21 protein-coding genes are annotated in these 22,276 nt (G+C 66.3%); 6 read left to right on the forward strand and 15 right to left on the reverse strand.

Translation table 11 applies throughout. From position 1 onward, the window contains the following. Positions 1-141: 141 nt before the first annotated feature. From ACT9F5_RS04945 to ACT9F5_RS04960, 4 genes are read right to left on the reverse strand one after another with little or no spacing between them, the layout of a single operon-like run. On the reverse strand, positions 142-1,068 hold the full coding sequence (locus tag ACT9F5_RS04945) for a DUF5655 domain-containing protein (protein ID WP_445118795.1): 927 nt from the start codon (positions 1,066-1,068) through the stop codon (positions 142-144). Next, positions 1,065-1,526 (reverse strand): hypothetical protein, encoded by a 462-nt coding sequence (locus ACT9F5_RS04950; protein ID WP_445118796.1) that lies wholly within the window; start codon positions 1,524-1,526, stop codon positions 1,065-1,067. The genes ACT9F5_RS04945 and ACT9F5_RS04950 overlap by 4 nt, the downstream gene beginning before the upstream one ends. After that, on the reverse strand, positions 1,523-2,866 hold the full coding sequence (locus ACT9F5_RS04955) for a restriction endonuclease subunit S (RefSeq protein ID WP_445118797.1): 1,344 nt from the start codon (positions 2,864-2,866) through the stop codon (positions 1,523-1,525). Before ACT9F5_RS04955 ends, ACT9F5_RS04950 begins: the two co-directional genes overlap by 4 nt. After that, positions 2,863-4,710: an N-6 DNA methylase gene (locus ACT9F5_RS04960; protein ID WP_445118798.1), complete on the reverse strand. Its 1,848-nt coding sequence runs from the start codon at positions 4,708-4,710 to the stop codon at positions 2,863-2,865. The genes ACT9F5_RS04955 and ACT9F5_RS04960 overlap by 4 nt, the downstream gene beginning before the upstream one ends. A gap of 313 nt (positions 4,711-5,023) precedes the next feature. On the opposite strand from ACT9F5_RS04960, the gene ACT9F5_RS04965 reads away from it, so the two are divergent. The 4 genes from ACT9F5_RS04965 (at position 5,024) to ACT9F5_RS04980 (ending at position 7,987) form a co-directional block, all read left to right on the forward strand. Then, a complete protein-coding gene (locus ACT9F5_RS04965; RefSeq protein ID WP_445118799.1) occupies positions 5,024-5,509 on the forward strand; it encodes a hypothetical protein in 486 nt (161 codons plus the stop codon). Positions 5,510-5,907: 398 nt separating this feature from the next. Next, complete coding sequence (locus ACT9F5_RS04970) at positions 5,908-6,519, forward strand: hypothetical protein (RefSeq protein ID WP_445118800.1); 612 nt, start codon at positions 5,908-5,910, stop codon at positions 6,517-6,519. Positions 6,520-6,546: 27 nt separating this feature from the next. Beyond that, entirely contained in the window at positions 6,547-6,936 is a 390-nt protein-coding gene (locus ACT9F5_RS04975; RefSeq protein WP_445118801.1) for a hypothetical protein, read from the forward strand. 25 nt (positions 6,937-6,961) lie between these two features. Continuing rightward, positions 6,962-7,987, forward strand: a complete 1,026-nt coding sequence (locus ACT9F5_RS04980) for a CorA family divalent cation transporter (protein ID WP_445118802.1) — start codon at positions 6,962-6,964, stop codon at positions 7,985-7,987. A 1-nt stretch (position 7,988) separates the two neighbouring features. On the opposite strand, the gene ACT9F5_RS04985 is transcribed toward ACT9F5_RS04980, so the two are convergent. The 11 genes from ACT9F5_RS04985 to rlmE all read right to left on the reverse strand — a co-directional run bounded on the left by ACT9F5_RS04985 (position 7,989) and on the right by rlmE (position 21,494). Next, positions 7,989-9,506 carry a PAS domain S-box protein gene (locus tag ACT9F5_RS04985; RefSeq protein ID WP_445118803.1) on the reverse strand — a complete coding sequence of 506 codons (1,518 nt, stop codon included), beginning with the start codon at positions 9,504-9,506 and terminating at the stop codon, positions 7,989-7,991. A 177-nt stretch (positions 9,507-9,683) separates the two neighbouring features. Then, on the reverse strand, positions 9,684-10,976 hold the full coding sequence (locus tag ACT9F5_RS04990; protein ID WP_445118804.1) for an adenylosuccinate synthase: 1,293 nt from the start codon (positions 10,974-10,976) through the stop codon (positions 9,684-9,686). A gap of 175 nt (positions 10,977-11,151) precedes the next feature. Further along, on the reverse strand, positions 11,152-12,015 hold the full coding sequence (gene hflC, locus ACT9F5_RS04995) for an SPFH domain-containing protein (RefSeq protein WP_445118805.1): 864 nt from the start codon (positions 12,013-12,015) through the stop codon (positions 11,152-11,154). Next, a complete protein-coding gene (gene hflK, locus ACT9F5_RS05000) occupies positions 12,012-13,142 on the reverse strand; it encodes an FtsH protease activity modulator HflK (protein ID WP_445118806.1) in 1,131 nt (376 codons plus the stop codon). The genes hflC and hflK overlap by 4 nt, the downstream gene beginning before the upstream one ends. Positions 13,143-13,249: 107 nt before the next feature. Then, the gene (hflX, locus tag ACT9F5_RS05005) at positions 13,250-14,626 is read right to left on the reverse strand and encodes a ribosome rescue GTPase HflX (RefSeq protein ID WP_445118807.1); all 1,377 of its coding nucleotides are present in this window, start codon (positions 14,624-14,626) and stop codon (positions 13,250-13,252) included. A 75-nt stretch (positions 14,627-14,701) separates the two neighbouring features. After that, positions 14,702-15,004 carry an RNA chaperone Hfq gene (hfq, locus tag ACT9F5_RS05010; protein WP_445118808.1) on the reverse strand — a complete coding sequence of 101 codons (303 nt, stop codon included), beginning with the start codon at positions 15,002-15,004 and terminating at the stop codon, positions 14,702-14,704. A gap of 218 nt (positions 15,005-15,222) precedes the next feature. After that, positions 15,223-16,176, reverse strand: coding sequence for a tRNA (adenosine(37)-N6)-dimethylallyltransferase MiaA (miaA, locus tag ACT9F5_RS05015; protein WP_445119498.1), 954 nt, complete (start codon positions 16,174-16,176; stop codon positions 15,223-15,225). 48 nt (positions 16,177-16,224) lie between these two features. Continuing rightward, complete coding sequence (gene putP / locus ACT9F5_RS05020; RefSeq protein WP_445118809.1) at positions 16,225-17,733, reverse strand: sodium/proline symporter PutP; 1,509 nt, start codon at positions 17,731-17,733, stop codon at positions 16,225-16,227. A 216-nt stretch (positions 17,734-17,949) separates the two neighbouring features. Continuing rightward, complete coding sequence (folP, locus tag ACT9F5_RS05025) at positions 17,950-18,855, reverse strand: dihydropteroate synthase (protein WP_445118810.1); 906 nt, start codon at positions 18,853-18,855, stop codon at positions 17,950-17,952. A 72-nt stretch (positions 18,856-18,927) separates the two neighbouring features. Beyond that, complete coding sequence (gene ftsH, locus ACT9F5_RS05030) at positions 18,928-20,835, reverse strand: ATP-dependent zinc metalloprotease FtsH (protein WP_445118811.1); 1,908 nt, start codon at positions 20,833-20,835, stop codon at positions 18,928-18,930. Between the two features lie 11 nt (positions 20,836-20,846). Next, positions 20,847-21,494: a 23S rRNA (uridine(2552)-2'-O)-methyltransferase RlmE gene (rlmE, locus tag ACT9F5_RS05035; protein WP_445118812.1), complete on the reverse strand. Its 648-nt coding sequence runs from the start codon at positions 21,492-21,494 to the stop codon at positions 20,847-20,849. Between the two features lie 50 nt (positions 21,495-21,544). On the opposite strand from rlmE, the gene yhbY reads away from it, so the two are divergent. Then, a complete protein-coding gene (gene yhbY / locus ACT9F5_RS05040) occupies positions 21,545-21,850 on the forward strand; it encodes a ribosome assembly RNA-binding protein YhbY (RefSeq protein WP_445118813.1) in 306 nt (101 codons plus the stop codon). A 30-nt stretch (positions 21,851-21,880) separates the two neighbouring features. Then, positions 21,881-22,255 carry an MTH938/NDUFAF3 family protein gene (locus tag ACT9F5_RS05045; RefSeq protein WP_445118814.1) on the forward strand — a complete coding sequence of 125 codons (375 nt, stop codon included), beginning with the start codon at positions 21,881-21,883 and terminating at the stop codon, positions 22,253-22,255. The last annotated feature ends 21 nt before the right edge of the window (positions 22,256-22,276 follow it).

Here is a 22,276-nt window from a genome sequence, read left to right on the forward strand (position 1 = left end):
CTGGCGCTGCTCCCACCGAGCTGGCACTGGGACAAACCGTGCTCGCGGTCGCAGTGCGCGGCATCGCCTCCGGCGGAAAGCCAGCCGTTGGCCGAAAGTTCCTGATTCAGGTCCATTCTTCCCCCCTTCCTGTCCGCCGGCTCAGCTTTCCTGATAGCTGCGGTCGATCAATGGCTTGGCCTTGTCGAGGTCTGCCAACGTACGCAGCGTCAGTTCAAGGTCGCCGGTACCCCAAGTACCTATGTTCCGGGTATCACGACTGAAGCCCTCATCCAGTGCCACCGTATCGGGATCGAGCTTCAACATCACCAGCAGCTTGTCGCGGTACGGGATCACGCAGGCGAAGTTCTTCAGCCGGCGGAAGGCGGTATAGAGCTTGAGGTGCTTTTCCTGCACATCGTCGCCCAGCGCGTTGAGGTAGCCGGCCAGCGAGTCGTACAACTCGCGGATAGCCGGTTGCGCCTGCGCCAGTTGCTCTTCCGCGGTCTTGTCCTTGCCGCCGGCCCGGGGCTTGCCGGTGGCAGACGTCGAGGCATCGGCCTTGCCCGCGGTCGCATCGACCACGCTGACCGAGTTGACCAGCTCCAACAGCAGCAGATCGTCACCGAACAGCTTGTAGCGGATCAGCTCGACGTTGCGCGGGATCTGCTGCACCGCGTGCTGGTCGTAGCGGGTGAAGTCGGCGGCGATGCACAGCAGGCGCGTGCCGGCCCAGTCGATGGCGTCGGCCACATCCTTGCCCAGACGCTCCATCACCAGCCAGCGGAACTCGGCTTGGTGGTCGAGCAGCCAGTCCAGATAAAACAGGCCCTGGTTGATTACGTTCTCGTTGCTGTGGCGCTTGTACTCAACGATGACCGGGCAGCCGTTCTCGTCCAGTCCCAGCGAGTCGATGCGGCCCTTGTGGGTCTTGCCGGTGGCGTACTCGCTGGCGAGAAAGCGCACGCCTAGGAAGGCAGGCATCTGCGCCTCGATCAGGGTTTGCAGTTGCTTTTCCACGGCGGCGGCGCGGCCCGGAAGTTCGACGGCGTGGCCGCCTGCGAGACGGAACAATTGGATGTCACTCACGGCATTACCCCTTTGAACACGGCCACCATTGCACCGCCCCCGAATCGCAATGCGGTTCTCGCCAGCTTCATCAATGCGCTCGGTGGCTCCGGCAACTCCGGCAGGTACACGTGGCATCCAGTCTTGAAGTGGAAGTGCTGGGCCATGAACCACAACTCAGCGGCGATGGCTTCCTCGGTCGCACCGACGCCGTGCAGACGAACGTAGCGCTCAAGGGCCAGCGTGGTGAGCTGGTCGCCGTCGGTCAGCATTACGCGCTCGGGATCGCCCTGCCACCACACCCTGACGATGCCGCGCTCCTCGTCCCACTCCGATTCGTCCACCGGCAGGATCAGTGTGCCGTCCTGCAGCGAACGCGCGCACCACACGCCATCGCGGTCTTCATGGGTGTACAGCGGCATCAGGTTGGCCACGAACCCGACAACAGCTCCGCTTTTACCGTCTCCGCGCCGGGTCATGCGGCTTGTGCCTCGGCGAGTCCACGCACGTCGATCTGGCCGGTGACGGCCGCGGCGATCAGGGCGCTCCGCCGCTCCTTGAGCGTCGACACAGCATGCAACACCTCATTTTCCAACCTGTCACTCCGCTCAAGGCATCCGGCAAGAAAACCGGAAATGCGGCGCTGCTCACTGAGAGGGGGGAAAACTCCGACGACTTTGAGGAGGTTCTGGATCGACAGCCTCGGAAGACCTGCACCTTTTACAAAGCCTTCGACCTGATTTTTCACAAGCCGCGACTGACACAGATAGTCAAGAAAATTGGGGTCCAAACGCCCTCCCATCGGACGGATGATGATGAGAGAAGAGGCAACAACGAATTCCTTCTTATCCCGCACAACAGTGGTGCGCCCTACAGTTCCGTCCTTGCTGAAGAGAACATCACCGACCAGCGGCTGACAACCCGTTCTGACGAGATATTCGTAGCTTGCCGCCGAAGTCAACAGACAGCCTTCGAAATCAATTCCATCTCGCCTAACGTCCTTTGTGGAAACGAAGCAAAAGGCGCCATCCTCGGTTTCCGGAGATATGTGAGCGCCGTCCGTGATCAATTCACATAGACGTTTGATGTTTGCGATCTGCCAATGCGCCGGAATCGCACCCAGCCACGCGATGCCGGAGTCCTTCATCGGCGCGTTGGAATCGAGGCCGCGGGTGACGGCGTGGGAGATGGTGGCCTGGCGCTTTTTGGCCAGCAGCACCAGCAGCTTTTCTTGCTCTGCGATCAGCGCGTCGATCTTGGCGGTTTCACGGTCGAGGAAGCTCGCAATCTGCGGCTGCTCGTCAACTAGCGGGAACGGCGTGGGAACCGCTTCCACCTTCTCTGCTGTGAAGTGCGCGATGGTCGACTTATTGCATAGAACATCTACGTATCCCTTCGCCTTGATCGTAGCGATCCAGTAGTAGAGGTATGCCGTCGAATTCCTTCCGCGTGAACGAACACGGTTGACGGAGTTCTGAATAAAGCAACGTTCCAACTCACGGCGCCACAGTGCCGACCGCCCCACGTCGCCCCCTTCGCTTACTAGGAGGTCCCCCTCTTCTAGGGTGAGTTCTACAGACTCCCGAGGCGAGAACCACATCTTCTTTACGTCGGTGAGGTCTACGCCTTCCCACTGGATGTTGGCTGCGCGAAGGTAAGGCGCCAAGAGGTCGTCGCCCCCTGAACGAGCGGGCTGAAGCATTTTCCCCAGCCGCACGTCAAAGCCTCGCTTTAGTGGTGCGACATCCCAATGGGCCGGAACGTTTCCTAGCCAATCCACCCCGCTGTCTTTGTACTCCGGATACCTCGGCAGACTCATTCCGCCAGTTCCCCCAGCATCCGCATGATGTTCCCCGCCACCTGCTTCAGCTCGGCGTCGATTTCCTCCAGTGGACGTGGCGGTTCAAACACGTAGAAGTGGCGGTTGAACGGAATCTCGTAGCCGACTTTGGTTTTGCTCTCGTCGATCCACGCATCCGGCGCGTGCGGCAGCACCTCGCGCTCGAAGTACGCCTTGATGTCCTCGCCCAGCGGCACGTTCTCGGTATCGCGCAGGCTGCTGTCGGGCTGCGACCGGCCCTTCTGCTTGCCCTTCTCGAACTTGACGACGTTGCCGGCCTCGTCGCGCAGCGGGCGTTCGACGGTGATGGTGGTGTAGCCGAAGGCGTCGTTGTCGAAGATGCGGGAGATCGGCACGCGCTTGAGCTTTCCGCCCTCGGGCGCCACCGGCGGGGTGTCGGTGCCGGTGACGATGCGCTGCTCCAGCTCGCGGCCCTCGGCATCCAGCACAGTGACGCGCTCGGCCTCGGTGAAGTTGCCGAATAGCCGGGTGACGGTGGCGATATCGTCCTCGCCCATCTCCTTGCGCTTGCTGCCCAGGCTCTTGCGCATCTTCCGCCAGAAGCCGCTGGCGTCGATTAGTTGCACGTGCCCGCGGCGGTCATCGGGCTTCTTATTGCTGACAATCCAGACGTAGGTGGCGATGCCGGTGTTGTAGAACATGTCGGTCGGCAGGCCGATGAGGGCCTCGACCAGGTCGTTCTCCAGCAAGTAGCGACGGATCTCGCTCTCGCCGCTGCCGGCGCCGCCGGTGAACAGCGGCGAGCCGTTGAGCACGATACCGAAGCGACTGCCGCCCTCGCCGTTGACCATCGGCGCCATCTTCGACACCAAGTGAAGCAGGAATAGCATAGAGCCGTCGGACACGCGCGGCAGGCCGGGGCCGAAGCGGCCGTCGAAGCCCTTCTGCTCGTGCTCGTCGCGCACGGCCTTCTGCACCTTCTTCCACTCCACGCCGAAAGGTGGGTTGGACAGCATGTAGTCGAACTTGCGGTGGGTGAAGCCGTCTTCGCTCAGGGTGTTGCCTGGCACGATGTTGTCCACGTCTTGCCCGCGGATCAGCATGTCGGCCTTACAGATGGCGTAGGACTCGTCGTTGAGCTCCTGCCCGTACAGGGTCAGGCGTGCGGCGGGGTTGTGATCCATGAGGTGCTCGGCCACGACCGACAGCATGCCGCCGGTGCCGGCGGTGGGGTCGTAGATGGTGCGCACCACGGCATTGCCGGGGGTCAGCACGTCGTCGTCCTCGATGAAGATCAGGTTGACCATCAGCCGAATGACTTCGCGCGGGGTGAAGTGCTCACCGGCGGTTTCGTTGGACAGCTCCGCGAACTTGCGGATCAGCTCCTCGAACACGTGGCCCATCTGCGCGTTGTCCACGCGGTCCGGGTGCAGGTCGATGTTGGCGAACTTCTCGGTGATCAGGTACAGCAGCTTGTCCTTGGCCAGCCGCTCGACCTGCGTGTAGAAGTCGAAGCGCTCGAAGATGTCGCGCGCCTCCGGGGAGAAGCCCTGCACGTAGGCGTAGAGGTTCTGGCGGATGTGGTCCTGGTCGCCGAGGAGCTTGGGCAGGTCCATTGGCGAGGTGTTGTAGAAGCGCGCCTCGCCGACGAGGCGGCGGAGGAACGGGTCGGGGTTGATCCCGGCCTCGGTCTTTTTCTTGAACTCGGCGAGCACCTTGTCCTTGGTAGGCGCGAGCACGCAGTCGAGCCGGCGCAGGACGGTGAAAGGCAGGATGAAGCGGCCGTATTCGTGCGGCTTGTAGTTGCCGCGCAAAAGGTCCGCAACGGACCAAATGAATGAGGAAAGGGCAGATTGATTCATGCGCTCTTCTTGATGCCCGGCTGGGTCCGGCCGGCTGAACTGTGTGTGGGCATGCTTCCCCCCGAAGCGATTCTTCTGAATACATCATGCCTGCTACGCCTTGTAGCCGCGACGGGCAGAACCCCGACCCACCAAGTAGGCATTTTCCTACATCCTCCACCCCGCCCCCTCCCGCAAACTCCACCCCGCTCCCGTCGCCGCCATGCTCGGCCACGCAGCACACGCCCCATGGATCGCGGCGGAGCCCCCGGGGCTGGCTTCCAGACAGGCATTCCGTCCTGCCGGCCGTCCCGCACATGCAAAGGAGTTGCCCATGGCACAGAACCTCGCCACCTTGAACCTGCCCGAGTCCGAATGGCTGGCCATCGACCAGTCGCTGGTGGACATCGAGGCCCGCCTGTCGGGGCTCACCGCCCTCAACGCGGACCAGCGCCGCAGCGTGCTGCGCATGGGCGACAAGTCGGAGGCGTTCTGCCGGCAGACGCTGGAGGTGCTGGCGCAGAACCCGCAGGTGGTGCCGCCCAGCCTGACGCTGGCCGAGGCGCATGCCGACCTCGCCGCGCTGGACCAGCTGCGCCCGCGCCTGATGCGCCTGCAGCGGCTGACCGAGCGGGCGAATGACACGGATACGGCGCTGGGCAGCGACATCATGCGCTGTGCGCTGGACGGGTATGCGTTGTTGAAGGTGGCGGGTCGCAACCAGGGTTTGGAGGGGTTGCGCAGGGATCTGGGGAGTCGCTTCAGCAAGGCGCCCCGGGTGGTGGAAGTGGATGGTATTCCGGAGGGGGAGGCCGCCTGACGGCGGGGATTCCCCGGGTCGCGACTTGCGTCGCTCCTGCATCGGGTGAAACAAAAAGCCGCAGCGATGCGGCTTTTTGTTTGGGCGGTGATGTCTGGCGCGTCGGCGGTGGCGAAAAAAGCGTCGTGCGCAGGGCACGGAGTCGCGAGGTAGCCCTAAAAAGTCCCGCTGGTGACGATGATGAGGTCCGGCGTCGGCGAAAAAAGCGTCGTGCCTGCGGCATTGAACCACTGCGGTGCGGGAAAACGTATCGCCGTTGCAGCGCGTCGCGCCATCGCCGGAACTGCGAGCGCCGAGGATGAAGCGTTAAGCCTCGCAATCGCGCGTAAGTGGGTTGTTTCACCTTGCTTTTATCGGTGCGGGTCCACCCTCGGAGTTCCCCCGTCGGAGTTCCCCGCATGAAAAAAACCGGATACGACCGTGCCCAGCTCGAGGAGCTGTTGTACCAGTCGCTGGAAACCGAGCTGGGCGGCGTCAAGATCTACGAGACCGCGCTGAAGTGCACCGTCAACGGGGACCTGTACAAGGAGTTTTCGGAATACCTGGACCAGACCCGTACCCACGTGCAGGTGATGACCAACCTGGTCGAGTCCCTTGGCTTGTCACCCGACACGATGACGCCGGGACGCAAGGTGGCCGGTCACATCGGTGCGTCGCTGGTCAAGGCGATGGAGATGGCGCTGACCGAGGGCGAGCCGGCCGCGGCCGAGCTGGTGGCGTGCGAATGCGTGCTGCTGGCGGAGACCAAGGACCACAGCAACTGGGAACTGATCGGTCACCTGGCCGAGCACGGCAAGGGCAAGGAAACCGATGCGCTGCAGCAGGCCTACGACGCGGTCGAGCAGGACGAGGACCATCATCTGTACCACACCAAGGGCTGGTGCCGGGAGCTGTGGATCCAGTCGCTGGGGATGCCGGCGGTGCTGCCGCCGCCGGAGGAAATCAAGCAGGTGGAAACCGCGATTGGCGCGTCACGCGCGGAGCAGGCGCGCGCGCAGCAGCTTTCGTGATTTCCGGATTCCGGGAGGGCTACAACCATGCTGTTCGCAAGTGACATCGACTCGGTGCAGGACGCGGTTCAACAGAACTTCGTCGATCTCGACAAGGAGTTGGCGTATTGGCGCTACGCCTATCGGGAGCATCCCGCCTTCAGTCCCAACCGCGGCTACGAGGAGTACGAGGCGGCGTTGAAAGTCGGCATCCATGCGTACCTCGACGACCACGGGCGGTCGTTCGAGGAAATGCGCGACGGACTCGGCGAGACCTACCGGCGCACCCGTGGCGGCAGCCGGCTCGACTGGGACGAGGCCAGCTCGGCCGCGGCGGCGGCGTGGCACCGGATGCGCAACATGCATCGCGACACCGCCTCCGCCGACGGGGTGGCCACCCTGCCCGGCGCGTCCACGAGCGCGGTAATGCTCGGTTAGCCGCACACGGCCGCCCGGTCCCGACATGCCGAACCCCGAGCAAGAAGCGACCGGGCATTACGCCATCCTGTTCGATGCCGACGGCGACGACCGGCGACTGGAACTGGACGACCTCGCCGGGCTGCAGCTGGCCGACTCCCAATTGCTGTGGGTGGACCTGCGGGCACCCGGTGCCGACATGCTGGACAAGATCTGGCAGGCGTTCGAATTGCCGGAGCGATCGCGCAAGGCGATCGAGAAGGATGCGACCCGGCCGGCGCTGGGCAAGAACGGCGAGGTGTTCTGGGTCCGGGTCGCGGCGCTTGCCGGCAACCCGCCGGACGATGATGCCGTGACCCGCAAGGACATGCGGGTACGCCCGAAGGGGCTGGTCCTGGCGATCATTGCGGGCAAGCGCTTCGTCCTCACCATCCACGACGAGCCGGTGGAGTACCTGGACGAACAGCGCAACCGCGAGGACGTGGACTCTCACGTCGGTGCGATGTCGGCCGAAAGCTTCACCGCGGCGCTGCTGGACTGGCAGCTGTCGACCTACTTCGATGCGGTGGCGGATTTCGAGCTGGACATCGAGCGCCTGGAAGTCGGGATCCTGTCGGACCGGCGGCTCGACTGCCTCCCGCAGCTGCGCCAGCTGCGCAAGGGCGCGTCGCGGTTGCGGCGCATGCTGGCGCCGCATCGGGTGGTGTTCGACGGCATGTCGCGCCCGGATTTCCGGCCCACCGAGGGCGAGGACGCCGACCGCCATTTCGAGAAGCTGGACATCCACTTCGAACGCGCGATGGACGTGGTCGAGAACGCACGCGAACTGGTGGTGGGCAGCTTCGAGCTGTTCAGCAGCCAGACCGCGCTGCAGACCAACAAGTCGATGGCGGTCCTGACATTCGCGACCGTGGTGCTGGGCCTGCTCGCGGTGCTGGCCGGCGTGCTGGGGATGAACTTCGATGCGGCGTTCTTCGACACCCGGACCACCGGCTTCATGGTCGCCGCGGGGGCGATGTCGTTGCTGGGGATCATCGCCCTGGTCATCGGGCGACTGAAGCATTGGTTCTGAGCTAGGCGTCGCGCTCCAGCAGCGGGAGCTGCACAACGAACTCGACGCCCTTGCCGGGTTCGCCGGTGCTGAAGGCACTGACTTCGCCGTCGTGGCGCTTGACCATCTGGTGGACCATGCTCAGGCCGATGCCGAGGCCGCCGTGGTGTCCACCGGAGCTGTTCTCGCTCTGGGCGAACAGCTTGAAGACGTAGTTCAGCTCCCCGGGCGCGATGCCGGGGCCATTGTCGGCGACGCTCAGTTCGGCGTGGTCGCCGCGGCGCGCCAGCGTCACGCACACCCGGCCGCCGTCGGGGGTGAACTTGGCGGCGTTGTGCAGCAGGTTGTTGAGCACCTGCACCAGGCGCACGCGGTCGCCCATGACCTCCAGCGGCTCCGGTGGCACGTCCACCACGAGCTCATGGTGGCGCGCCTGCAGGGTCGGGGACAGCGCTTCCACGCTTTCGGCCACCACGTGTTGCAGGTCGACAGGCTGGCGTTCGAGGTAGACCTTGCCGCTGACGATGCGGCCGACATCGAGCAGGTCGTCGACCAGCCGTGTCAGATGTGCGACCTGGCGCTCGAGGACGTCCCGGGTCTGGCGCAGCGGCTCGGAAAGGGACGCCTCCAGCCGCAGGATCGACACCGCATTGGCGATCGGCGCGAGCGGGTTGCGCAGCTCGTGGCCAAGCAACGCGAGGAACTGGTAGAGGTAGCGCTCCTGGCTCTCCAGGGTGTCGACGCGGCGGCGCTCGGTGAGGTCGCGGGTGACCTTGGCGAAGCCATAGTGGCGGCCGTGCTCGTCATACAAGGCGGTGATGACCACGCTCGCCCAGAACCGGCTGCCGTCCTTGCGGATGCGCCAGCCCTCATCCTCGAAGCGGCCGTCGCGCAGGGCGTATTCCAGTTCCTGTTCGGGCCAACCTTCGCTGATTTTTTCCTGCGGGTAGAACACGGAAAAATGTTCGCCGATGATCTCCTCGGCGGTGTAACCCTTGTTGATTTCGGCGCCGAGGTTCCAGCTGGCGATGCGGCCATCGGGGTCGAGCATGAAGATGGCGTAGTCGCGCACGCCATCCACCAGCAGGCGGAAGCGCTCTTCGCTACGGCGCAGTCTTTCTTCGTGTCCCCGCCGGTCGGTGAGGTCGCGGGTGACCTTGGCGAAGCCGTGGTGCCGGCCGTCCCCGTCGAACAGCGCGGTGATCACCACGCTGGCCCAGAACCGGCTGCCGTCCTTGCGGATGCGCCAGCCCTCGTCCTCCAATCGTCCCAGCCGCACCGCTTCGCTCAGTTCGCGTGCGGGGAAGCCGATGTCGATCATCTCCTGCGGATAGAAGGTCTCGAAGCTGCGGCCGATGATTTCTTCGGGACGGTAGCCCTTGAGTTTCTGTGCGCCGGCGTTCCACGAGCGGATCCGACCGTGGGGATCGAGCAGGAAGATCGCGTAGTCGGACACCGATTCCACCAGCAGGCGGAAGTCGGCGTCGTCGACCGGCGGTGGCGTGTCATGACTGCACGACTGGAGAGTGGATGGACTCAAGGCATCGATCCCGGATGGACCGCCACCTTACCCCGCCCTTGCGCCTCGAAGTAAGGGGCGCAGGGCGTCCAGCCCAAACGGGCGCGCTACGACTTAACAGTTCAGTCGCGGAGCCGGGAGGCACAAAAAAACCCCGCCTGGGCGGGGTTTTCTTGATGGCGTGGATTCCCGGTCAGGTCAGGCCCAGGGGTCCTGCAGCACGATGTTGGCGTCGCGGTCGGGACCGGTCGAAACCATCGCCAACGGGCAGCCCGAGAGTTCTTCCAGCGCGCGCAGGTAGGCACGCGCGGCGGGCGGCAGCCTGTCCCATTCGGTGATCCCGTGGGTGCTCTCCTCCCAGCCCGGGAACTCCAGGTACACCGGCTCGCACTCGTCCCAGCCCTGGGCGTCGAGTGGGGCGTACTCGGTCTGCTTGCCGCGGTACTGGTAGCCGATGCACAGCTTCAGGGTCGGCATGCCGTCGAGGATGTCGAGCTTGGTGATGCACAGGCCGCTAATGCCGTTGATCGCGACCGCGCGCTTGAGCGCGACGATGTCGATCCAGCCGCAACGGCGCGGGCGGCCGGTGGTGGCGCCGTATTCCTGGCCGCGGTCGCGGATGCCCTGGCCGACGTCGTCATGCAGCTCGGTCGGGAACGGGCCGCCGCCGACGCGGGTGGCGTAGGCCTTGGCGATGCCAAGCACGTAGTCGATCGAGTCCGCGCCGACGCCGGTGCCGGCCAGCGCGCCGCCGACGGTGGTGTTGGAGCTGGTGACGTACGGGTAGGTGCCGTGGTCGATGTCGAGCAGCGAGCCCTGAGCGCCTTCGTACAGCACGCGCGCGCCCTGCTTGCGCAGGTCGTGCAGGATGCCGGCGACGTCGGACTTCATCGGCTCGACGTACTCGCCGAACGCCAGCGCCTCGTCGAGGGTCTGCTGGAAGTCGACCGGCTCGACCTTGAGGTACTGGGTGAGCACGAAGTTGTGGTAATCGAGCGCGGCACGCAGCTTCTCGGCCAGTTGCTCGGGGTAATGCAGGTCGGCGACGCGGATGCCGCGGCGGGCGACCTTGTCCTCGTAGGCCGGGCCGATACCGCGGCCGGTGGTGCCGATCGCCTTGCCGCCGGCGGCCTTCTCGCGGGCCTGATCGAGGGCGATGTGGTACGGCATGATCAGCGGCGTGGCCGGGCTGATCTTCAGGCGGCTGCGCACCTCGACGCCCTCGGCCTCCAGCTCGGCGATCTCCTTCTGCAGCGCGCCGGGGTGCAGCACCACGCCGTTGCCGATCAGGCACAGCGCACCGTCGCGCAAGATGCCCGAAGGGATCAGGTGCAATACGGTCTTCTTGCCGTTGATCACCAGCGTGTGGCCGGCGTTGTGGCCACCCTGGAAGCGCACGACCGCGCCGATGTCCTGCGTCAGCAGGTCGACGATCTTGCCCTTGCCTTCATCGCCCCACTGGGCACCGAGAACGACGACTGACTGACCCATTACGCATGCTCCTGAAGCATTGAGGGGACCGGCGGGGGCCGGGCCGGGCGGAAGGTTCCGCGCACAGAAAAAGCCGGGCGGGGAATGCCCCCAGCCGGCTTTTGTGCATTATCCGGGTTTCCGGCCGCCGGGGCCAGCCCGCCGTGAAGGCGGGCTGCCACGGGGTGGCGAGACGCTACTGGTCGTCGCCCAGGTACTGCAGGAAGGCGTCGTCGCGGTCCAGCACGATCACGCCGTTGCCGTCCTCGAACGACTTGCGATAGGCCTCCAGGCTGCGCTGGAAGGCATAGAACCCGGCGTCCTTCTGCGCCGCGGCGGCATACAGCGCCGTCGCCCGGGCGTCGCCCTCGCCGCGCAGGCGCTGGGCGTCGCGCTCGGCCTCGGCCAGGATCACCGCGCGCTGCTTGTCGGCCTGGGCGCGGACGGTCTGGGCCTGTTCGGCACCTTCCGCGCGCAGGCGGCTGGCGACCTCGTGGCGCTGGGCGCGCATGCGGCGGAACACGTCGGTGATCACCTGGCTGTCGGTCGGCAGGTCGATCTGCTTGATCCGCAGGTCGACGATCGCCACGCCGACGGTACCGGCACCCTTGTTGATGGCTTCCAGCTGCGGGCCGATGATCTCCGAGCGGTCGCCGGAGACGATCTCGGTCAACGTCCGGGCGTTGATCTCATTGCGCAGCGAGTCCTTGATGATCGGCGCGAGGCGATCGACGGCGATGCTCTCGTCACCGCCGGTGGCGCGGTAGAACGCGCGCACGTCCTCGATCATGCCGACGGCGAAGAAGTCGACGCTGACGTCCTTGCGCTCGGAGGTCAGGTAGCGCTCCGGCTCGGCGTCGAGCACCTGCAGGCGGCGGTCGAACACCATCGCCCGCTCGACCAGCGGCCACTTGAGGTGGAGGCCCGGGCCGATCCCGGTGCGGTCGACCCGGCCCAGGTTGAGCACCATCGCGATCTGGCCTTCGCGGACGACATAGGTCGAGCCCATGAGCGCCAGCACCACGGCGAGCGCGAGTACAAGCCATGCGGAGTATTTCATCGGATCACCTCCTCACGGCCGGTCCGCGGCGTGCGGCCGCTCCGGGTATTTGCGGAATCGCTGGTGGTCGACGGGTTGGCAGTGACCTCCGGCGCGAGCACCTCGGGGGTCAGCAGCGGGGCCTGTCCGGACGACGAGCCACCCTGCCCTTCCATCGGCACGTAGATGAGCTGGCGCGAGTCGCCGCCGACGATCTTGCGGTTGCCGGCCAGGACCTCCTCGACGGTCTCGAGCCACAGGCGCTTGCGGGTCACCGCCGGCGCGTCCTTGTATTCCTCGACCAGCATCGAGAAGCGGTCGGCGTCACCTTGCGCCTTCGCCACCACGGCGGCCTGGTAACCCTCGGCGGTGGTCCGCACGCGGGCCGCCTGGCCTCGCGCCTCGGGCACCACCTGGGCGGCGTAGGCCTGGGCCTCGCTGATCAACCGGTCCTGATCCTGCTGGGCGCTGTTGACGTCGTCGAACGCCGGCTTGACCTCCTCCGGCGGGCGCGCGTTGGGCAGGTTCATCTCGGTCACCACCAGGCCGGTGCGATAGGCCTCCAGCGACGCCTGCAACTGGTCGCGCGCCGACACCGCCAGCGCGCCACGGGCTCCCAGCACGGTATCGAGGGTGGAGCGGCCGACCTGCTCGCGGACGGTGCTCAACGCGGCCTGCTGCAGCATGGCGTCGGCATCGCGGGTACCGAACAGGTATTGCTGCGGGTCGCTGACGCGGTACTGCACGTTGATGTCGACCTGCACGATGTTCTCGTCGCGGGTCAGCACCGGCACGCTGGTGCTGAAGGTCTTGATCGCGGTGGCGTTGACCTTGAGCACCGACTCAACAGGCCATGGCAGCTTGAGGTGCGGACCGGGTTGCAGGACGCGTGCGGTCTCGCCGAAACGCAGCACCACGCCACGCTGCTGCTCGGTCACCAGCACGAAGCAGTTGAACACCAGCCACAGGCCGACCGCCAGCAGCACCCAGCGGCCGATGTGGCTGGGACCATCGCCGCCAGCGCCCTGGCCGAACAGGCCGCGCAGCTGGTCCAGGATCGCATCCACCGGGTTGCCGGTACCGCGCTTGCGGGGCGGACGGCCACCGGAATTGCCGGGGTTGTCGCTGCCAGGGGTGTTCCAGGCCATGCCTGCTCCTCAGAAGGTGGGTGCCGAGGCCCGGTCGAGCCGGGCTGCGGCGCCGCCCCCGCAATTGCGCGGGCGACCGATGATTCTAGGTGGGGGTGCGGTTCGCCTCAACCAAGGTCGACGCCGTAGTCGGGCCGGTCGTCCATGGCGCGGTCCAGCGACGCACCGTCCAGCAGCGGCCGCAACGCCTCGCCATCGGGTTGCGCGTACAGGCGCAGGGCATCGACCTCGGCCATGTCGAGGCTCAGTTGCCAGCCGTGTTCGCCGTGCCGTTCGTCGCGCACCGCGCCCAGCTCGTGGAGTCGCGCGCGCAGGCGGCCGGCGCGGGCCGGCAGCTCGATGTCGCCGGTCACCTGGCGCAGTTGCAGGGCTTCGCCGATCGCGCCGCGCAGCAGGTCGAGGCCGAGGCCTTCGCGGGCCGACAGCCAGACCCGGGGATGGCCTTCGGCGGGACGGTCGATGCGCGGCGCCGGGATTGGGGGATGCGCGTCGGCATCCTCTCCATCGCCCTCGTCGGTGAGCCGGTCGATCTTGTTGAATACCAGCACCTGCGGCAGGTCGCCAGCGCCGATGTCCGCCAGCACTTCGTCGACCTGGCGGATGCGCTCGTCGCGCAGCGGGTCGGCGGCATCGACCACGTGCAGTAGCAGGTCGGCTTCGCGCGCTTCGCTCAGGGTCGAGCGGAAGGCGGCGACCAGTTCGTGCGGCAGGTCGCGGACGAAACCGACGGTATCGGCCAATACCACCCCTCCACCGGGCAACTCGATGCGGCGCACGGTCGGGTCGAGGGTCGCGAACAACTGGTCGGCGACGTAGGCGCCGGCACCGGTCAGGGCATTGAACAGGGTCGACTTGCCGGCGTTGGTGTAGCCGACCAGCGCGACCCGCGGCAGCTCACTGCGGACGCGCGCGCGCCGTTGCTGGGTGCGCTGCACCTGGACCTTGTCGAGCCGCACCTGCAATTGCTCCAGCCGTTTCTGCAGCAGCCGGCGGTCGGTCTCAAGCTGGGTTTCACCCGGACCGCGCAGGCCGATCGAACCGCCGCGCTGGCGCTCCAGGTGGGTCCAGCCGCGGATCAGGCGGGTCGCCATGTGGCGCAGCTGGGCGAGCTCGACCTGCAGCTTGCCTTCGTGGCTGTGGGCGCGCATCGCGAAGATGTCGAGGATCAGGCCGGTGCGGTCGACCACGCGACGTTGCAGCGCGCGCTCGAGGTTGCGCTCCTGGCTGGGGCTCAGCGGATGGTTGACCAGGATCAGGTCGGCGCCGCTGGCATCGGCCGCGGCCTTGACCTCCTCCAGCTTGCCGCTGCCGATCAGGGTCGCGGCGTTGGGCCGGTCGATCCGCGCCGGCACCACGGCGGCGACGCTCGCGCCGGCGGTGCGGGCGAGGTCGGCGAATTCCTCCAGCAGGCCTTCGTCCGGCGGACCGCCGGCATGGGGCTGGATCAGCAGTGCGTGTTCACCCTTGCGGGAACGTTCAAACAAGGAGGATGGTCTCTGGGCGCCGGTTCGGCATCTTCACCAGATGGTTGCGGGGCAGCCACAAATCAATGGCGCGGCTCAATCGTCGTCGCCGGACCCGCTGGCCTGGTGGTCGTCGCCATTGCCGTTTCCGCCGCCGTCGCCCGGCTGGACGTAGCCGCCGCCCGGGCCGACGCGGACGTTGCGCGCGGGCACCACGGTGGAGATCGCGTGCTTGTAGACCATCTGGCTGACGGTGTTGCGCAGCAGCACGACGAACTGGTCGAACGACTCGATCGTGCCCTGCAGCTTGATGCCATTGACGAGGTACACCGAGACCGGGACGCGTTCACGGCGCAGTGCGTTCAGGAAAGGGTCCTGCAAAGATTGTCCCTTGGACATCGAAATTTCCCCCAACAGTGGTTTCTAGTTATGGGCGACACCCGTTGCCGCTGGGTGGCGCATCGCCGGGAGCTGTCCCCACAGCGGCGATGGCCGATGGTAGCGCAACTCGGAACAGGCGGTGATACGCGCGTGGGCGGCTGCAACTCCACCGGTGGAGTTGTGACCGTATGGACAAATCCTGATGCGCCACGCTTTTTCAGGTGCCGCCCCCCGGTTTACGGCAGGAACATCGCCAGCGCGTGCTCCAGGCCATCGCGTTCGGTCGGGGGGTCGAACCAGCGTGCGTCCAGCTCGCCGCGCAACCAGGTGAACTGGCGCTTCGCCAGCTGGCGGGTGGCGAAGATGGCGCGCTCACGGAAATCACCGGCCGAGAGAGCGCCATCGAGATGCTCCCATGCCTGACGATAGCCGACGGCGCGCAGTGCCGGCAGTTCCAGCGGCGCCGGATGGTCCTTCAGCTCGGGCAATGCGCGCAGCCGGCGGACCTCGTCGAGGAAGCCCGCCTCCAGCATCAGATCGAAACGCCGGGCAATGCGCTCATGCAGCAACGCGCGGTCGGGGGGCGCAAGCACCAGCTTGAGCACCTTGAACGGCAGCCGCGGCGGCACCGGATCGCGGCGCCATGCACTGATGGTACGGCCCGAGAGGCGATACACCTCCAACGCCCGCTGGATCCGCTGGGCATCGGTGGCATGGATTCGGGCTCCCGACTCCGGGTCCATCGCGACCAGTTCGGCGTGCAGCGCACCCCAGCCACGCGCATCGGCCTCGGCGGCGATCTGCGCGCGGGTAGCGGCGTCGGCACTGGGCATCGCCGAGAGCCCCCGCAACAACGCGTGGAAATACAGGCCGGTGCCGCCGGCGAGGATCGGCAGTCGGCCGCGCGCGGCGATGTCCTCCATCGCACGTCGCGCATCGATCGCGAACTCCGCCGCCGAATACGGCTGCCACGGATCACGGATGTCGACGAGATGGTGCGGCACCCGGGCCAGTTCCGCTGCATCGGGCTTGGCCGCGCCGATGTCGAGTCCGCGATAGACCAGCGCCGAATCGACGCTGACGATCTCGCCGCCCAGGCGTTCCGCCCATTCCAGCGCAAGCGCCGTCTTGCCCGAGGCCGTCGGCCCCATCAGTGCAACCGCCCGCGGACGCGTGTCGTTCATTGGCAGGGTCCGCGGGCGCTTCGTGGCGCCGGTTGGGGGCGTTGTTGCCGCCGATCAGTAACCGGTTTCGCGCAGGCTCTGGCGCACCTGCTGGTGCAGCGCCTGGATCTCCTGCGGCGGCTCGCGGTCCAGACGGCTGACGATGATGATGCCGAGGGTCGCGACGATGAAGCCCGGCACCATCTCGTACAGCGCCGAGCCGAACTGGTCGACCGCGACCAGCTTCCAAGCGATCACGGTCGCCGCGCCAAGCACGATGCCGGCCAGCGCACCATTTCGGGTCATGCGCTGCCAGAACAGCGACAGGATCACCACCGGACCGAACGCGGCGCCGAAGCCGGCCCACGCGTAACTGACCAGCCCCAACACGCGGCTGTCAGGATCGCGCGCGAGCCAAAGCGCCAGCAACGCGATCAGCGCCACCGAGATCCGGCCAGCCCAGACCAGTTCGCGCTGGCTTGCCGCGGGACGCAGGAAGCCGCGGTAGAAGTCCTCGGTCATGACGCTGGAGCAGACCAGCAACTGGCATGACAGCGTGCTCATCACCGCGGCGAGGATCGCCGACAGCAGTACGCCGGCCACCCACGGGTTGAACAGCAACGTGGCGAGCTCGATGAATACGCGCTCGGCGTTGTCGTTCACGGGGCCGGCCGCAGCCGGGTTGTTGGCGAAATAGGCGATGCCGAAGAAGCCGACGCCGAGCGAACCGGCCAGGCACAGGATCATCCAAGTCATGCCGATCCGGCGTGCCGGCGGAATGGTCTTGATGCTGTCGGCGGCCATGAAGCGCGCAAGGATGTGCGGCTGGCCGAAGTAGCCCAGGCCCCAGGCCAGCGCCGAGAGCACGCCGACGAAGCCGAGCGTGCCGCCACCGAGCCAGTCGAGCCGGGTGGCGTCGAACTCGCGGACCACGTCGACCGTCGCTTCGAAGCCGCCGTTGTTCATCAGGATGATGCTCGGCGCCAGCAGCAGCGCGAAGAACATCAAACCGGCCTGCAGGGTGTCGGTCCAGCTGACCGCAAGGAAGCCGCCAACCAGGGTGTAGAGGATCGTCGCGCCCGCGCCCCACCACAACGCTTCGGTGTACGACAGCCCGAACACGCTCTCGAACAGGCGCGCACCGGCCACCACGCCGGAGGCGCAATACACGGCGAAGAACACCAGGATCACCACCGCCGACAGCACCCGCAGCAATCGGTCGTGGTCGGCGAAGCGGTTGGTGAAGTAGTCGGGGATGGTCAGCGCGTCGCCGGCACGCTCGGTGTAGACGCGTAGCGGCCCGGCGACCCACTTCCAGTTGGCGAACGCGCCGAGGATCAAGCCGATGCCAATCCAGCTTTCCGAAAGACCACCCACGTACATCGCGCCCGGCAGGCCCATCAGCAGCCAGCCGCTCATGTCCGAGGCGCCGGCGGCGAGCGCCACCACCCAGGGACCGAGCGAGCGGCCGCCGAGGATGTAGTCGTCGAACGTCTTGGTAGAACGCCAGGCGACGAATCCGATCAGTACAACCACGGCCAGGTAGATCCCGAACGTGATGAGTAGTGGCGTGTTGGCGGTCATAGGCAGGCAGCTCCCCCGTCATTGCGTATCAGGTCGCCGGAGCGACCGCGAATACTCCAGCCTAGCGCACCTGCCCGGATGGTTCAGCCCGGGTTGTTCACAGTCGCTGTGGACAACGGGTCGGAACAGCCTGTGGACAACTGCCGCAGAGCCCGTGGCGGCGGGAGGTCCGTTTGTCGTGGTGAAATATTCGCCATCGTACGGAACACGCCCGATTCAATCTTCATCGGGCCAGCGGATCGTCGGCGCCGATGCGTTCGCGTTCGCCTTCGGCATCGGCTGCGCTGCCACCGCATCCCAGACCTTCAGCGCGTCCACCATCGCTGCGACATCGTGCACCCGCAACAGCCTGGCTCCGCGCTGGGCCGCGATCAGGTGCGCGGCGACCGAACCGTGGATGCGCTGGCGCGGGTCGTCGTGCGCGGTCAGTTCGCCGATCATCCTCTTGCGCGACATGCCCGCCAGAAGCGGCACGCCGAGTTCGTCGAATCGCTGCAGTTGTGCCAGCAGCGCCAGGTTGTGTTGCAGGTTCTTTCCGAAGCCGAAGCCGGGGTCGACCACGATGCGTTTCTTCGCGATACCCGCCATCTCGGCGGCGAAGATGCGCTCGGCGAGGAACCGGAACACTTCGGACACGACATCGTCGTACTGCGGGTTGGCCTGCATGCTGCGCGGTTCGCCCTGCATGTGCATCAGCACCACCGGCACGCCGAGTTCCGCAGCCGCGGCGAGCGCGCCGTCGTTGCGCAGCGCACAGACGTCGTTGACCATGCCGGCACCGGCCGCCACTGCGGCACGCATGACCCCGGGCTTGGACGTGTCGATGCTGATCGGCAGCGTGGTCTCCAGTGCCAGCCGCTTGATGACGGGAATTACCCGGCGCAGTTCCTCCTCGCCGCTGACGTCATTAGCCCCGGGGCGGGTCGACTCGCCGCCGATATCGAGGATGTCGGCGCCCTCCTCCACCAGCCGCAGGCCATGCGCGACCGCTGCGTCGACGCTGTCATGCGCGCCGCCGTCGGAGAACGAATCCGGGGTGACGTTGACGATGCCCATCACGCGCGGGCGGTCGAGCACGAGGGCACGGCCGTTGCAGCCGAGGGTCGGGGCAATGTCGAACATCGCGATGCTCAATAAAAAAGGCCAGAGCGGACTCTGGCCTTTCGATACACCGCTGACAAGCGCGTCAGCAGGTCAGGTCTGCGCCGCCGGCCCGCCGATCGCGCCGGCGCTGCCACCGCGGTCATCCTTCGAGGTCCGGCCGGACTTGATCCAGTCCTTCGGCGGTCCCGGTTCGCGACCTTCCATGATCGCGTCGATCTGGTTGGCGTCGATGGTCTCGTACTGCAGCAGGGCGTTGGCCATCACGTGCAGCTTGTCGAGGTTGTCGTTGAGGATCTGGGTGGTGCGGTTGTAGGCCTTGTCGAGGATGCCGCGCACCACTTCGTCGATCTTGCGCGCGGTGTCGTCGGACACGCTCTTGTGCTGGGTAACCGAGCGGCCGAGGAACACCTCGTCGTCCTCCTCGCTGTAGGCGATCGGCCCCATCTCGTCGGACAGGCCCCACTTGGTGACCATGTTGCGGGCCATCTTGGTCGCGCGCTCGATGTCGTTGGACGCGCCGGTGGTGACCTTGTCGTTGCCGAAGATCAGTTCCTCGGCGACGCGGCCGCCGTACAGCGAACACAGCTGCGACTGGATCGCGGTGCGGTTGTAGCTGTATTTGTCGCCTTCGGGCAGGTACATGGTCACGCCCAGCGCGCGGCCGCGCGGAATGATGGTGACCTTGTAGACCGGGTCGTGCTCGGGCACGACGCGGCCGACGATCGCGTGGCCGGCCTCGTGGTAGGCGGTGAGCTTCTTCTCGTCCTCGCTCATTGCCATCGAGCGGTTTTCGGTGCCCATCATGATCTTGTCGCGGGCCTTGTCGAAGTGCTCCATGCGCACGTCCTTGGCGTTGCCGCGGGCGGCGAACAGCGCGGCCTCGTTGACCAGGTTGGCCAGGTCGGCGCCACTGAAACCCGGGGTGCCACGGGCGATCGTCATCGGCTCCACGTCGTCCGACAGCGGCACCTTGCGCATGTGCACGCGCAGGATCTGCTCGCGGCCGCGCACGTCCGGCAGGCCGACCACGACCTGGCGATCGAAGCGACCCGGGCGGAGCAACGCGGGATCGAGCACGTCGGGACGGTTGGTCGCGGCGATCACGATCACGCCCTCGCCGCCCTCGAAGCCGTCCATCTCGACCAGCAACTGGTTGAGGGTCTGCTCACGCTCGTCATGCCCGCCGCCGAGGCCGGCGCCGCGATGGCGGCCGACCGCGTCGATCTCGTCGATGAAGATGATGCACGGGGCGTGCTTCTTGGCCTGCTCGAACATGTCGCGCACGCGGCTGGCACCGACACCGACGAACATCTCGACGAAGTCGGAACCGGATATGCTGAAGAACGGCACCTTGGCCTCGCCGGCGATCGCGCGCGCCAACAGCGTCTTGCCGGTGCCCGGAGGACCGACCATCAGCACGCCGCGCGGGATCTTGCCGCCAAGCTTCTGGAAGCGACCCGGGTCACGCAGGAACTCGACCAGCTCGCCGACTTCCTCCTTGGCCTCGTCGCAACCGGCAACGTCGGCCAGGGTGACCTTGACCTGGTCCTCGCCCTGCATCTTGGCGCGCGACTTGCCGAAACTCATCGCACCCTTGCTGCCGCCCTGCTGCATCTGCCGCATGACGAAGATCCAGAACGCGATGATCAGGATGATCGGCAGGAAGTTGAGCAGCAGCGACCAGAACGACGGCCCGCCCGGCGGCGTCTGCGTGATCGCGACGTCGTGCTGCAGCAGGTCGGTGATGAGGTCCTTGTCCTCGGGCTTGTAGGTCGTGAACTTGGTGCCATCCTTGCGCTCGCCGGTGATCGTGGTGCGATCCTCGCCGATCTTGACGCTTTCGATGGTGTCGGCCTGGACCTGCTCGACGAACTGGCTGTAGGCCAGCGGCTCCGCGCTTGCGCCACCCGCGGTCCGCGGGCCGAACGCCTGGAACACCACCATCAGCACGACGGCGACGATCACCCAGAGCAGCATGTTTTTGGCCAGATCGTTCATTGAATTCTCAATTATTTGATTTCCGCGCGCTTGCCCTGTGCCAGCGCGTATACCTCCGGCGACCGCTTGCGCGATGCCGCCGGCTTGCGGATCGAGACCTTGGCGTACCGCCGCCGCAGCTCGCGCACGTAGTCGTCGAAACCCACGCCCTGGAACAGCTTGATCAGGAACGTACCATCGACGCGCAGGTGGCGGTCGGCGAAATCCATCGCCAGTTCGGACAGGTACATCGCCCGCGGCATGTCGACCGCATCCACTCCGCTCTTATTGGGGGCCATATCCGACAGCACAAGGTCCACCGGCTTGCCGCCGAGGCTCGATTCCAGCTGCGATAGGACCGCATCCTCCCTGAAATCCCCATGAAGGAACTCGACCCCGGCCAGCGGCGGCATCTCCAGGATGTCCAGCGCGATGACCCGGCCGGCGTTGGGACGGTCGTGGTCGCCCAGCTCCTGCCGGACCCACTGCGACCATCCGCCCGGGGCGGCTCCGAGGTCGACCACCACCATTCCGGGCTTGAGCAGGCGGTCGCGTTCGACCAGCTCTTCCAGTTTGTAGGCGGCGCGCGAACGCAGGCCCTCGGCGCGCGCCTTCTTCACGAAGGGGTCGGAATGGTGCTCTTTCAGCCAGCGCTGGCTGCTTTTGCTGCGGGTTGCCATGCCCCGCATGATACCCTGCGACCCCTGCCCCTCCTCATTCGCGTGCCCTGATGCCGACCGTCCTGACCTCCGCCCAGACCCGCTTCCTGCGCGGCCAGGCGCACGACCTCAAGGCGATGCTGCAGGTGGGCGGAAAGGGCATCACCGACGCCCTGATCGCCGAAATCGACCTGGCGCTGGAGAACCACGAGCTGGTCAAGGTCAAGATCGCCGCCACCGACCGCGAGGCGCGCGACGCGATGATCGAACAGATCACCAGCCGCACCGACGCCGCGCTGGTTCAGCGTATAGGCCATACCGCCGCGATCTATCGTCCCAGCAAGGACAAGCGCCAGATCGTCCTGCCGCGAAGCTGAACAGTTCGCAGTCGATCCGGCCCGCATCCCATGCAGATCACGCTCGAAAACCCGGATCACGAATTCGTCCTGCGTGGCGCCGATGGCGTGGCCGCGCGGGTCAACGATTCCATGCTGGGCCGCAGTTTCGTGATCGCCCCGGACCGGTTGATCGAGGACTGGGCGGTACGTGAGGCCTGCTCCATGCAGGCATCCGACCTGGAGCCGCTGCTGGCGCTGCAGCCGGAGGTGCTGTTGCTGGGCAGTGGTGGCGGCCAGGCGTTCCCGCCAGCGGTGGTGATGGCGGAGTGCCTGCGCCGCGGCATCGGCATCGAGGTGATGGGCAACGACGCGGCCGCACGCACGTTCAACGTGCTGGCGAGCGAGGGTCGCAAGGTCGTTGCGGGTTTCATCCTGCCCGGCTGAACCCGGTCCCGGCTTTCCCTG

This window comes from Lysobacter sp. F6437, assembly GCF_052547215.1.

Excerpts from the sequence above, each read along its gene's own strand:
- ACT9F5_RS04950 (WP_445118796.1), bottom strand. The coding sequence starts at position 1,526 with ATGACCCGGCGCGGAGACGGTAAAAGCGGAGCTGTTGTCGGGTTCGTG.
- ACT9F5_RS04955 (WP_445118797.1), bottom strand. The coding sequence starts at position 2,866 with ATGAGTCTGCCGAGGTATCCGGAGTACAAAGACAGCGGGGTGGATTGG.
- ACT9F5_RS04960 (WP_445118798.1), bottom strand. The coding sequence starts at position 4,710 with ATGAATCAATCTGCCCTTTCCTCATTCATTTGGTCCGTTGCGGACCTT.
- ACT9F5_RS04965 (WP_445118799.1), top strand. The coding sequence starts at position 5,024 with ATGGCACAGAACCTCGCCACCTTGAACCTGCCCGAGTCCGAATGGCTG.
- ACT9F5_RS04970 (WP_445118800.1), top strand. The coding sequence starts at position 5,908 with ATGAAAAAAACCGGATACGACCGTGCCCAGCTCGAGGAGCTGTTGTAC.
- ACT9F5_RS04975 (WP_445118801.1), top strand. The coding sequence starts at position 6,547 with ATGCTGTTCGCAAGTGACATCGACTCGGTGCAGGACGCGGTTCAACAG.
- ACT9F5_RS04980 (WP_445118802.1), top strand. The coding sequence starts at position 6,962 with ATGCCGAACCCCGAGCAAGAAGCGACCGGGCATTACGCCATCCTGTTC.
- ACT9F5_RS04990 (WP_445118804.1), bottom strand. The coding sequence starts at position 10,976 with ATGGGTCAGTCAGTCGTCGTTCTCGGTGCCCAGTGGGGCGATGAAGGC.
- hflC (WP_445118805.1), bottom strand. The coding sequence starts at position 12,015 with ATGAAATACTCCGCATGGCTTGTACTCGCGCTCGCCGTGGTGCTGGCG.
- hflK (WP_445118806.1), bottom strand. The coding sequence starts at position 13,142 with ATGGCCTGGAACACCCCTGGCAGCGACAACCCCGGCAATTCCGGTGGC.
- hfq (WP_445118808.1), bottom strand. The coding sequence starts at position 15,004 with ATGTCCAAGGGACAATCTTTGCAGGACCCTTTCCTGAACGCACTGCGC.
- putP (WP_445118809.1), bottom strand. The coding sequence starts at position 17,733 with ATGACCGCCAACACGCCACTACTCATCACGTTCGGGATCTACCTGGCC.
- folP (WP_445118810.1), bottom strand. The coding sequence starts at position 18,855 with ATGTTCGACATTGCCCCGACCCTCGGCTGCAACGGCCGTGCCCTCGTG.
- ftsH (WP_445118811.1), bottom strand. The coding sequence starts at position 20,835 with ATGAACGATCTGGCCAAAAACATGCTGCTCTGGGTGATCGTCGCCGTC.
- rlmE (WP_445118812.1), bottom strand. The coding sequence starts at position 21,494 with ATGGCAACCCGCAGCAAAAGCAGCCAGCGCTGGCTGAAAGAGCACCAT.
- yhbY (WP_445118813.1), top strand. The coding sequence starts at position 21,545 with ATGCCGACCGTCCTGACCTCCGCCCAGACCCGCTTCCTGCGCGGCCAG.
- ACT9F5_RS05045 (WP_445118814.1), top strand. The coding sequence starts at position 21,881 with ATGCAGATCACGCTCGAAAACCCGGATCACGAATTCGTCCTGCGTGGC.